This window comes from Streptomyces sp. NPDC020362 (assembly GCF_040642095.1).
Classification (GTDB): Bacteria; Actinomycetota; Actinomycetes; order Streptomycetales; family Streptomycetaceae; genus Streptomyces.
The window spans coordinates 1-11,593 of sequence record NZ_JBFAET010000247.1 but is presented as its reverse complement, the minus strand read 5'-3'; the positions used below and the strand labels follow the sequence as shown (position 1 = coordinate 11,593).

Here is an 11,593-nt window from a genome sequence, read left to right as displayed (position 1 = left end):
CCATGCTGCCCTGGTCCTTGAAGCCGACCTTGCTCAGGTCGGGGTTGTTCTGGTCCGCTGTACACGGTGTGGCTCGCCACGGTCGCCGCCACCGTGGTCCTGACGCTGGAGCCCTCGCTGAGCGCGGCTCGGACCTGCGGTCCCTCCGGGGTGGGGTGAGAACGCCGTAGGGAAGGACTGCCGTACGCGGAGTCCGGCGGTTTGCTGCATGCCCTCCGTGTCATGACCGGTGGCCGGCGTTCCGGCCGGGGAAGGGCGACGGTCGCAGCCGGTGTCGGTCGTCGCCCCCCTGCCGGTGACGGCCCTCTCGGTCAGAGGGCCGGGCGTTCGGTGGCGGGTCGGCGGAGGCGGGCCGGTGAGCTGGGCCTGGAGGCGGCCAGGGGATCCCAGTCCGGGGCGGTCGCGGCGAGCCTCGCACGCTCGGCGAAGACCCGGCCCGCCCTGGCCTCGGCCATCAGATCCCGCCCCAGCACGGCACCCGCCGTGCCGACGCCGCCGGTCACCGCACCGGAGACGCCAGGGCCCCATACGGTGCTCGCACCGGTCAGGAACAGTCCGGACACCTCGGTACGGGCGCCGGGACGCCGCAGTCCGATCTGGTCGGTGGCCAGTTCGAGGCCGTAACAGGCGCCGCCGGTGGAGCGGGTGAACCGCTCCTGGGTGAGCGGTGTCGACGCCTCGCGCCACACGATGTGCTCGCGCAGGTGGGGAACGAGACGGTGCCCGCCCGGTCGATCAGCGCCTCGGTGAGCCGCTCCTTGACCTCCTGGTACGCCGGCGACGAACGGTACTCGAGACCGGCGGGCGAGGCGTCGGCCGCCCGCCAGAACGCATGGTCGGGGGAGACGAGCGTCATCACCTCGAGGGTGGAGTGGCCGGGCGGTGCCGACCTCGGGTTGCCCGGATCCTTGGTGGCCGTCGAGGTCAGGAAGACCGGCAGTTCGCCGGACAGCTTTCCGCTGTAGGCGTTGCGGTAGGCGCGCTCGGTGTCCGCGTCGGGGTGGCACCAGTAGGTGGTGTTCGGCAGCCGGTCGGCGAGGTCGATGTCCAGCCCGAGGTACACGCTGAAGAACGGCAGCGCCATCCGGTACTGCTCGACACGAGCGACGGTCCTGGCCGACAGGTGCTCCCGGCCCACCAGTTCGAGGTAGGTCCGCTTGATGTCGGCGTTGGAGACGACAGCCGCGGCCTCGATCGTCTCACCGTCGTCCAGCCGTACGCCGACGGCCCGGCCTTCCTCGACCAGGATCCGTTCGACCGTGGCCTTGGTGCGCACCTGGCCGCCGTGGGCCTGGACGACGTCGATCAGGCGGGCCGCGAAGACCTGGCCGCCGCCCCGGGGATAGTAGGCGCCGCCGTCGATGAAGAGATCGAGCAGGCCCGCGTGGAGTGCGATCGGGGCGCGCGACGGTGGCGCGCCGTAGTCGCCCGACTCGCCCAGGATCACCGCGCACGCCAACGGGCTCAGCCCGCACACCCCGAGCAGGCGGGCCACCGGCAGCATCCCGACCGTGGCCGTCACCGGCGCACGGCGGGCCCACGCCGCCTTGCCGAGGATGCCGGGCCCCGGCCTGCCGCGGCGGCGTTCCTCCGCGATGCGCCGGAAGACGGCGATGCACCTGCGCAGCCCGCGCTCCTCCGCGGGGAAGGTCTCGACGAGGCGTCGCAGGTAGGCGTCCCACCCGCGCGGGACGCGGAAGGTCAGCCCGGGAAGGACCAGGGTGGTGAAGCCGTCCGGGTCCAGCTCGCGGAACTCGATCCGGTCGTCGAGGCCGAGGCCGCGCAGCGCCGTGGTGATCGCGCCCTCGGGGTGGCACTCGCCGATGTAGTGCACGCCGACATCGAACTCGTACCTGTTTCCCGCACGGCGGAACACCTGGCTGCATCCGCCGGCGACCTTGTTCTGCTCCAGCACCAAGGTGCGCCGGCCGCAGGCGGCCAGGTAGGCGGCGCAGGTGAGCCCGCCCAGTCCCGAGCCGACAACGACGACGTCCCACGAAGTCACGATCCCGCCCCCTGTCCGAAACACCGGGGCACAGCTTCGCGCGACCCGACGAGGAGGGTCCAGGAGGATCGACTGCGCTTTGGCGGCAGGTTCCAGGGGTCGTACGCGTCGACGTCACTGCGGCAGCCGGACAGCACCGGCTGCGCCCGGTCACCGACGCCGGTCCGGTGCGATGGCCTCCGGTCCCGGGACGAGGCCGGGCGTCATGATCCCCACCACCGCTCCCTGCTACGGCGGCCTCGGTGCCATCCGCGACGTGGTGCGCACGTTCGGTGCGGGAAGCGGCTCGGTGTCCCGTTCGGCGTCTTTGTCACGGAATACCGGCGTCTTTTGCAGACCAGTGTCCCCTTCATCCCGATAGGATGCCTTTTGTGATCAGGTCAGGACGGCACCGGCATCGCCGCCCTCCCTACGGTGGCCGACGGGAAGCCGTACTGCTGTCACCGGTGATCCTGACGGTCCTCATCTCCGGCCTGGCATTCGCCACGCCCAGGGAGATCGCGTTCAGTCGCCTGCTGCCCGCAGCACCTGCACTCGCGGCCGCGCTGTGGCCCGTCCTGCCGACGATTCTGCTGGGGGCCTTCTCCCTGCTGGTCATGATCGGGCTCAGCCTCGTCTACTCCGATCTGGGGACGCCGTACACAGCTGCCGCGATCGTCGCGGTCACCCTGGCGGCCGCCTATGCGAGCCATCTACGGCTCCAGAGGGAGGAGATGCTCTTCCAGGTCAGGCTCGTTGCCGACGCGGCCCAGAAGGTGCTGCTCCGCCCGCTGCCGCGCCGCATCCAGAACGTGGAGATCGAGTCGCTGTATCTGGCGGCCCAGGAGCAGGCCCGGATCGGCGGCGACTTCTACGAGGCGGCCGACACGCCGTACGGGGTCCGGCTGCTCATCGGCGACGTGCGCGGCAAGGGGCTCCCGGCGGTGGGGGCGGCCTCGGCGGTGATCAACTGCTTCAGGGAGAACGCGTACGACCAGCCCGACCTGAGGGGCATCATCCATCGGCTGGAGGCGAGCATAGTGCGCTACAGCCTCGCGACCCCGGCCGCGGACCAGCCGGAGCACTTCGCCACCGCGCTGCTCGCCGAGATCCCGTACGGTGGCGGGCAGGTCAGGATTCTCAACTGCGGGCACCCACCGCCCCTGCTCGTGCAGTGCGGGGAGATCCGGGTCCTGGAGTCCACCACGCCCTCGCCGCCCCTCAATCTCGCGATGCTCCTCGGAGACCACTACAGCGTGGACACCGTGACCTTCGGCGAGGGTGATCAGATGCTGCTCTACACCGACGGCGTGACCGAGACCCGGGACCGCGACGGCAGGTTCTTCCCCCTGCCGGACTGGGTGCGGCAGCTCGGCCCGGCGCCGCCCCGTGAGCTGCTGGACCGGCTTCACCAGGACCTGCTGCATTACAGCGGCGGGCGGCTCGACGACGACATCGCGGCCCTCGCCGTGCGCTGCCGGAACCTCCCGGGTCAGGAGCGCCCGGCGTAACGGGCCGGAAGCCGTTCACGTGCGCGGCGGAGCGCCCGGCCGGGCCCGTTTGCGGGCTCGGCCGGGCGGCGGGGGCATGGCTGCGACCAGCGGTGGTTTACGCGGGCCAGGACGTCATCACGCCGCCTGCCGTGCGCGTTCGGCGGCCGGGGGCGCCGTCAGGGCGAGTCGGCGGTGGATGCGGCGGAGCATGGTGCGGGCCATGAAGGGGTGGCCGCGCTTGACCACGGCCCAGTAGAGCCTGCCGCGCCAGTCGTGGATCCTCACGACCGTGCTGAGGGTGACCCGCCCGTCGTCGACGAGGATCGAGGCGCGGAAGTCGAGATGTCCGGCGTCCTGGCCCAGCAGCACCTCGCCCCCTTCTCGGCCCACCACCTGGAAGGGGGCCCCTCGCAGGACATCCCGCCAGGAGTCGGGATCCCGCGGCATCCCGGGACGCAGCCCCATCTGCCATGCGTCGCTGTAGTCGGTCCGCTCGAAGGCGCTGCGGGCCAGGTGGGCGCCGGCAGGGAGGTCGCCGGCGGCGGCCCTCTGCCACGTCAGCCGGTGAAGCAGCCGGACCCACGAAGACCAGCGGACGGGGTCGGCCACCGTCCCGGTGACAGCCCGTTCGAGGTTGTCGAAGAGCTCCTCGACCACCGTGTCGTGCATCCAGCGCACCGCGAGCATCCAGCTCCACGGCGTCGAGCCGCGGCGCTCCAGCTCCAGGGTGTGCCGCACCCGGCAGCGGTCCTGGCCCAGTGGCTCGACGACGAATTCATGGTGGCCGCTCCGGGGCGGCGTGAACGCGAAGCGGGCGCGGCGGCCGGGCTCGTACGCGGCGACGCGGTAGCGGACGAAGCCATGGCCGCCGTCCGCGTCGACGCCCAAGGGGCGGTCGAAGCGCATCGGGGGCCAGGCGGGCGACGGCCAGATCGGGTCCTGGGGCGAGGACAGCCGGTCGAGCAGGGCCCCGACGGCCTCGGCCGGGGCCTCGATGGTGCGCTCGTGGACATTGCGAATCGTGCGGAACCTGCGCATAGCGCGCCTCCATACGCTGCCGTATGTTGTTGACCATACGGTAGCGTACGGTCATGGTGCAACGACGTGACGGGGGTCCCCTCGGGGGCGGGCGCAAGCGGCTCACCGCACAGGACTGGGCGGACGCGGCTCTGACGGCCATGGGCGAGGGCGGGCTCGCGGCCGTCGCCATCGAGCCGCTCGCCGCTCGTCTCGACACCACCAAGGGCAGCTTCTACTGGCACTTCGCCAACCGTGAGGCGCTGATCGAAGCAGCGCTCGACCGCTGGGAGCAGAAGTCCACCGAGGCGGTCATCGCCGGGCTGGCCTCCGAACCGGACCCGGGGACACGGCTGCGAAGGCTCTTGACCGAGGCCTCGGAGCTGGCCGCCGAAGACCCGTTGGAGGTCTCCCTGCCGGCCTCGGCCGGGCACCCGAGGGTGGCCGCCGTCCTGCGCCGGGTGACGGAGCGCCGGGTCGACTACCTGGCCCAGCTCTTCGCCGAACTGGGCTTCCCGCCGGACGACGCGCGTCGCCGCGCACTGCTGGCGTACACCGGCTACCTCGGGCACACGCAGCTGGCGCACGCGGTGCCGGAGGCGCTTCCGGCCGGCGAGGACGGCAGGCGCTATCTGGACTCGGTGTTCGACACCCTGATGAGGGCTGCCCCCGAGGCGTAGGCCGCACCGTCGCCGTGGCCGGTGAGTCGGACACGGCGAAGGCCCTGGCCCGGTACGAACTGGCGCTCGCCGTGCGGTTCGACCGCGTCCGCGAGCACGCCGCCACAGCAGCCGAGTTCGCGTGTCGGTGCGCCGCGCTCAGTCACCGGATGCTCACCACCGCACCCGCCACGCGAGCCGACGGGGCCACGGAGAACCGTGACGCGAGGACGCTCCGACATGGTGGGTCCATGCATTCGGTACCCGCCTCCACGGTGTGCCCCGAATGTCCCGTGGAACGCAAAGACCGTGACAGTCCGTGCAGATGCGTGCGGATTCGTGGAGTGCGGGCGCCGGACATGCGGAGGGGGCGAAGCGATGGGGACCGGTGTGTACCAAGGCGCGCGCCTTTCGGCCACCGCCCTGGCTCCACTCAACTCACCAAATCCGGCGCGAAGTAGTCGCGCAGCCGAGCGATCTTCCCGTCGCGGATGCGGAAGATCTGCACCAGTGAGACGGTCACGTCCTGGCCGGTCCCGTCGAAGACCGTGTCGATCTCGGCGATGAAGACGTCGGGATCGGAGGTGGTGTGCAGCACGTAGCCGGATTTCTCCGGATTCGGTGCTCGCTGGTCGTTCACCTGCCGCTCGTAGTGGGCCGCCATGGCTCTGCGGATCTCCTCACGGCCCTGCAACCGCCGCGGGAAGGCGGCGTCGGCAGGAACGAGCGGTGCCTCGAAGATGCCGTCCTCGGTGAAGCTCTCGGCCAGGGCATCGGCATTGCGGGTCAGGGGACCGGCGTAGACGTAACGTTGGAAGATCTCCTGCGGGGATCGGGACACGGCGGCCTCTCCGGGGGGCGACATGGGTTGTCCGGGTTCAGGTGGATGAGTTGATCCCGTCCGCTTGGAGGACCAGAGAGCTCCATCGGACGTTGTCACGGCCATGAAGATCGGGACGCTCACCGCGGTGGACCGTGCGCAGCCCGAGCGCACGGCCCAACTCGACCGTCTCAGCAGCGGACACGTCGAACATGTGGCGGCCCGCGGGCACGGGGCCGTGACGGAGATTGACGAAGAATCGGCCGCCGGTAACCAGGAGCGCGGCGATCCTGCCCATCGCATGCCGCCGTTCTTCGGCATCCAGATGCATCCACACCGCGGTGACGAAGACCGCATCGAACGGGCCCGGGTGACGCCTCAGCGCCAGGTGCGGAAGAGCGTCGGCGACCCAGTCGATGCCACTGCCTGTGTGCAGCCGCTGTGCGTGCTCCCGCAGCTCCGCGGTCGGCTCGACAGCCACGACGGTGTGCCCTCGAGCCGCCAACGCGGCGGCGTCCCGCCCCGTACCTGCACCCACGTCCAGAATCCGGCCCGGCCCGGTGGGAACGAACTCCAGCACGTCGCGGTGGACTTCGTCAAAGGTGACTTCCTCGTACTGAACGGCCAGCGCATCCGCTGCCTCGGCATACCCGGCGGTTCCCCTTGGCGGGCCGTGACAGTCCACTACGGGAGTCGGAGGATCACTCATGTCCGAAGGATACTGACTCCGTCGACATTGGCCCGCGGACTTCCGGCAACTGCACCGGCAACCGCGACGCAGACGGCGACGCGGCGTCAGTAGTCGCGCCCGTTGAGGCCACGGTAGACGAAGCGGGTGAGGGCCTCGGCCACCTGCTCGTCCGTCAAGTCGTCGCATTGCTGCCGCCAGCCCTGCAGGAAGGTGTGGACGAGACCGAACGCCATGCGGACGGCGATCTCCGGTGGGGCGGGCAGGGTGCGTCCGGCGTCGGTCACGGCCGTGACGTGGTCCAGGATGTCCTCCGTCTCGGCGGCGGAGAACCGGTTCAGGGTGGCGGCGAAGTCGTCGTTGACCAGTGCGGCCTGCTGCATGGCGCGGATCGTGCCGATGTGTTCCCGGTAGTGGCGGATGTAGACCGCGACGTGCTGACGGACGGCCTCGGGGTCGGTGAAGTCCCCCAGGTGCCCCGGCTCGGCGGCCACCGTGTCGGACTCGGCCGCCATGTCGGCCATCAGCGCTTCGAGCAAGGCCTCCTTGCCGCTGAAGTGGTTGTAGAAGGAGCCCGCCGCGCGCCCGGCCTCGGCGGTGATGTCGCCGATCTTCGTGGCCAGGTAGCCGCGCTCTGCGAACACCCGCTTCGCCGCTGCCTTCAGCGCGGCCTCGGTCTCGGCCGCTCTCTCCTTGCGCTTCACGGAACCTCCCTTGACGGGAACCGTATCAACGGTGAAGATGAATCATGATTCAGTGAATCTGAATTCAATGAATCATGATTCATATCGTGGGGACGAGTGGGGGTAACATGCATGTGCTCATCGCGGGAGCCGGTCCGACCGGACTGACTCTGGGCATCGATCTGGCTCGGCGCGGGCTCGACGTGCGCGTCGTCGACAGGGCCGACCGGTACTTCGCCGGGTCGCGGGGGGACACTCTCCAGCCACGCACGCTCGAGGTGTTCGAAGACCTCGGCGTCCTGGACGCGGTCCTGCGGCAGGGGTCCCCGGTGCCCACGACACGCGTGCACCTCGACGGGACCCACGTCATGGACCGGCGGTCGGCCGAACCCGCCCCGCCGACCCCCGACGTGCCGTACCCCAACGCCTGGATCCTCGGACAGTCGCAGACCGAGGCGATCATGCGGGACAGGCTCGCCGGGCTCGGCGTGCGAGCGGAACTGGGCACGGCATTGGTCGACTTCACCCAGGACGCGGACGGGGTGACCACCCGCCTGTCGACCGGGGAGACCGTACGCGCCGACCATCTGGTGGGCGCCGACGGGGCGGGCAGCACCGTCCGCAAGGCGCTCGGCATTGCCTTCACGGGGACGACGGACGAGGCGATGCGGATGCTGATCGGGGACGTGGCCGCGGACGGGCTGGACCACGCGTGGGCCCACTGGTTCGCCCACGGCACCGACCCGATGCGCGGGGTCCATCTGAGCCCACTGCCGGACACGGACCGGCTCTTCCAGTTCCACGCACCGCTGCCCGAAGGCGTGACCGATGCCTCCCTGGACACACTCCAGGACATCCTGGACGGGTTCGTCACGGGGGTCCGGCTCAGCCGGTTGGCCTGGTCGAGCGTCTGGCGCCCCAACGTGCGGCTGGCCGACCGCTTCCGCGTGGGCCGGGTGTTCCTCGCCGGTGACGCCGCCCACGTGCATCCGCCGACCGGCGGCCAGGGCCTGAACACCGGCGTACAGGACGCCTACAACCTGGGGTGGAAACTGGCCGACGGCTCGTCCGCGTTCCTCGACAGCTACGAGACCGAGCGACGCGCGACGGCTGCGCGGGTCCTGCGCGTCTCCTCGGAGCTGCTGCAACGGCACAAGGACAAGGCCGAGGACGCGCACGAGCGCGACGACAGCACCCGCCAGCTGGATGTGACCTACCGGACGTCCGACGGCCGGATCGTCCCGGGCGACCGTGCGCCGGACGCCCCGGTCATCGACCCGGACGGCAAGGAGACACGGCTCTTCGAGCTGTATCGGGGCCCCCATCCGACCCGCCTGATGTTCGGCACGCCCGCCCCGGACGAACCCCACACCTACGCGGTGCTGCGCCCCGGCCGCACCGCACCCGGCGGCGCCTATGTCGTCGACGCCGCGGGCCACGCGCACGCCGCGTACGACGCCTCGGACGGCACCTCCGTCGTCATCCGTCCCGACGGGTACATCGGCGCTCGCAGCAACTGATACCGCCGGCCTCGCCGGACTGCCGCGACCCCCGTGTCGCCGAACGCGACTGCCGCGACCCCGGTGTCGCCGAACGCGACTGCCGCGACCCCGGTGTCGCCGAACGCGTGCGTGCGCCGTCCCGCCGGCTCGGAGGACCCGTCGGCCGACCGGCCGATGCACGGGAGAACCCGTGTGGGCGACGGGCACCGCACCGTCGCCCACACGATGGCGCGGCTAGCGCAGGTCGACGACCGTGCGCAGCTTGCCGCTGGTCGCGGTGCGCTCGAACCTCTCCCTCCCTACGGTCTCCACGACGAAGGCCAGCAGGCCCTCCGCCTCGGCCGAGGCCAGCTCCGTCACCTCGGCGACCAGGGCTTCCCGTGTGCCCTCGGGGTCACCGGCGTACTCCTCGTCCAGCCGGACCGTCAGCACCTCCCGGCCGGAGCCGGACGCGACCAGCAACTGCAGCTCACCGTGGTAGCCGAGGCGCTCCTGAGCGGCCCGCAGGATGCGCCGGTAGTTGACGAAATACGTGCCGACGCGCACGACGTCGCCGTAGCGCCCGAGCAGTTCCAGCCGCGGCACGTGGCTGCCGCACGCGCACGCGCCCTCGACCGTGCGACCCAGGTCGCCGATCTCGTAGCGCTCCAGCCGCTGCCCGGCACGAGCCCGGGAGGTGAACACCAGCCGCCCCGGCTCGCCCGGCTCCACCGGCCGGTCCTCGTGCGGATCGAGGATCTCCAGCGTGTGCAGGTCGGTCAGCACATGGTGGACCGCCCCCTCGGACGCCGTGCACTGGTAGCCGAGCGGCCCGAGATCGGTGCTGCCGTACGCGGCGGAGCGGATGACCTCGACGCCGAACTCCTCGGTCAGTACCCGCCGTTGCTCGGCGGTGAAGTGTTCTCCGCCGTAGAACACCTTCCTGATCCCGCCGTACGCTCGCAACCTGTCCGCCTCGGCGTGGAACAGCTGCCACAGGTACGACGGCATCCCGAAGAGGGTGTCCGCCCGGTGGGTGACCAGCGCTTCGGCGGTCATGGCGTGGTCGGGACCAGCGGCCATCGGGATCTGGGTGGCGTTCAGGCGTTCCAGGATGGAGAAGAAGCTGATGAAGCTTCCGTACATCCCGCCGCAGTAGAACAGGTTGGCAGCCCGGTCGCGGGCCGGGTCGAAGCCGGCGGCGAGCAGACCGTCGGCTGCGGCGCGCATCTGGTTGTCGTAGTCGTCGCAGGTGAACACCGACAGGGCGGGCGCGCCCGAGGAACCCCCGCTACGGAAGTACAGCTGTGCGTGGTGCGGGTCCAGCGAGGCGAGGGCGTGCTGCACGCCCTCCTTGCCGAGCAGCGGTGCCTCGGGCACCGGGGGCAGGACGGGCGCCGCCACCAGGTCGTCCAGGCAGCCGACGGTGGCGAACTCCGCGCCCGGCGCGCGCACACTCACCCGACGGCTGTAGCGCTGCAGCGCGTAGACCCCGTCGTGCGGTTCACCCTCGTAGCCCTCCAGCATGGAACCGACCGGGGTGATCCGGGTGACCCCCGCGGCGAAGAGGGCACGGGACAGCTCGGCCACGTCCGCCGGGCTGCCGCCGACGGCCCCGGTCTGCAGATAGCGGCGCATCGGCCGCAGCGTCGCCGTGACGGCGTGCCGGGGGAGCGGCTTCACCCAGACGCTGCGATGCAGCGGGGAGGCGTCCAACGCGGACCGGGTGTCCGCCATCACCCGCCACGAACCGTCCTCGGCCGAGAACACGCGGGTGAGGCCCAGGTGTTCTTCGAGCCGGGCCAGCTGCTGCACCGTGGTGATCTCCGCCTGCTCGGCCGGACCGGGCAGCGGCGCACGCCGGGCGTCGGACACCTTCGCCAGCCGCTCGGCGAACCGCCCCGCGAACGCGAAGACGTCCCCGGCGTCCGAGGTGTCGAGATAGACCACCTGGGGGCTGGAGCAGGCCTGTTGCTCGTAGCGGCAGACATCCTCGGCGAGCGCGTCGAGCAGGCCTTCGTCGCCCGCCGCTTCCCGGGTCAGGTAGGCGAAGGAGATCCGGTGCCCCCACTCGACGACCCGGCAGCCGGGCGGTGCGATCTCGCTCACCGCGCGCACGGCGTCCTCGCCGCCCCAGGCGGCGATCGCATCGGCCTGCCCGCACAGTGCCTGGATCCAGTCCTTGCGCGCCGACGGGAAGCGGAGGGCCACCACGCGCTCGCGGATCAGCCCGGTCGGGTCGGCGGCCCCGAGCGCGGCGAGCAGGTCCTGGGCCAGTGCGGTGTCGGAGCTGCTGGTCTTCAGGACGTTGAGGTTTCCCGCCAACAGGCCCTCGACAACGCTCAGCGGTGCAACGGCGGCGGCGTTGCCGGGCGCGATGTGCACCAGCAGGCCCACCGGCGCCCAGGACTCGTACACCGTCTCGCGGCCGTCCGGCCGGGTCAGCCGCTCCGGTCGCAGCCCGCCCAGTTCCCGGCGCAGCTTGCGTTCGAGCGCCTGCCGGGTGAGCGCGCCGGCCAGCTCGGCCAAGGTGGCCGCGGCTTCGTCGGCGGGCAGCTGCCCGGCCAGGCGGCCGTACAGGGAGGAGCCGGGATCGGCCAGGTCCCGGCTGACCGCGGCACAGGCGCCGAGCACCACGTCGGTGGGCAGCGGGCGCGCCAGGACCCGCCCCGTCAGCTCCGCCAGCCCGCCGAGTCGCCGGCCGAGTCCCGCAGCACCTCGCCGAGATCGGCGTACATCGCCGTCATGACGTCGTTGTGCGAGGCGGC

10 protein-coding genes are annotated in these 11,593 nt (G+C 71.4%); 3 read left to right on the top strand and 7 right to left on the bottom strand.

The features are described from left to right. Positions 1-311: 311 nt before the first annotated feature. The gene (locus AB0H32_RS42825) at positions 312-563 is read right to left on the bottom strand and encodes a hypothetical protein (RefSeq protein ID WP_361133320.1); all 252 of its coding nucleotides are present in this window, start codon (positions 561-563) and stop codon (positions 312-314) included. Next, a complete protein-coding gene (locus tag AB0H32_RS42820) occupies positions 545-2,005 on the bottom strand; it encodes an NAD(P)/FAD-dependent oxidoreductase (protein WP_361133317.1) in 1,461 nt (486 codons plus the stop codon). The genes AB0H32_RS42825 and AB0H32_RS42820 overlap by 19 nt, the downstream gene beginning before the upstream one ends. A gap of 371 nt (positions 2,006-2,376) precedes the next feature. Here AB0H32_RS42820 and AB0H32_RS42815 point away from each other — a divergent pair, with 371 nt between their 5' ends. Continuing rightward, complete coding sequence (locus AB0H32_RS42815) at positions 2,377-3,495, top strand: PP2C family protein-serine/threonine phosphatase (RefSeq protein ID WP_361133314.1); 1,119 nt, start codon at positions 2,377-2,379, stop codon at positions 3,493-3,495. A gap of 117 nt (positions 3,496-3,612) precedes the next feature. Here the strand turns inward: AB0H32_RS42815 and AB0H32_RS42810 are convergent, their stop codons facing one another. Beyond that, on the bottom strand, positions 3,613-4,515 hold the full coding sequence (locus AB0H32_RS42810; RefSeq protein ID WP_361133311.1) for a DUF2867 domain-containing protein: 903 nt from the start codon (positions 4,513-4,515) through the stop codon (positions 3,613-3,615). Positions 4,516-4,568: 53 nt separating this feature from the next. On the opposite strand from AB0H32_RS42810, the gene AB0H32_RS42805 reads away from it, so the two are divergent. Continuing rightward, on the top strand, positions 4,569-5,174 hold the full coding sequence (locus tag AB0H32_RS42805; protein ID WP_361133308.1) for a TetR/AcrR family transcriptional regulator: 606 nt from the start codon (positions 4,569-4,571) through the stop codon (positions 5,172-5,174). A gap of 412 nt (positions 5,175-5,586) precedes the next feature. Here the strand turns inward: AB0H32_RS42805 and AB0H32_RS42800 are convergent, their stop codons facing one another. From AB0H32_RS42800 to AB0H32_RS42790, 3 genes are all read right to left on the bottom strand, one after another. Next, a complete protein-coding gene (locus tag AB0H32_RS42800; protein WP_361133305.1) occupies positions 5,587-5,994 on the bottom strand; it encodes a nuclear transport factor 2 family protein in 408 nt (135 codons plus the stop codon). A 37-nt stretch (positions 5,995-6,031) separates the two neighbouring features. Next, the gene (locus tag AB0H32_RS42795) at positions 6,032-6,682 is read right to left on the bottom strand and encodes a methyltransferase domain-containing protein (protein ID WP_361133302.1); all 651 of its coding nucleotides are present in this window, start codon (positions 6,680-6,682) and stop codon (positions 6,032-6,034) included. A gap of 86 nt (positions 6,683-6,768) precedes the next feature. Next, the gene (locus AB0H32_RS42790; protein WP_361133299.1) at positions 6,769-7,365 is read right to left on the bottom strand and encodes a TetR/AcrR family transcriptional regulator; all 597 of its coding nucleotides are present in this window, start codon (positions 7,363-7,365) and stop codon (positions 6,769-6,771) included. A gap of 107 nt (positions 7,366-7,472) precedes the next feature. On the opposite strand from AB0H32_RS42790, the gene AB0H32_RS42785 reads away from it, so the two are divergent. After that, complete coding sequence (locus AB0H32_RS42785; RefSeq protein WP_361133296.1) at positions 7,473-8,864, top strand: FAD-dependent monooxygenase; 1,392 nt, start codon at positions 7,473-7,475, stop codon at positions 8,862-8,864. A 216-nt stretch (positions 8,865-9,080) separates the two neighbouring features. Here AB0H32_RS42785 and AB0H32_RS42780 read toward each other — a convergent pair whose 3' ends face one another. Beyond that, complete coding sequence (locus tag AB0H32_RS42780) at positions 9,081-11,462, bottom strand: acyl-CoA reductase (protein ID WP_361133293.1); 2,382 nt, start codon at positions 11,460-11,462, stop codon at positions 9,081-9,083. Positions 11,463-11,593: the final 131 nt, after the last annotated feature.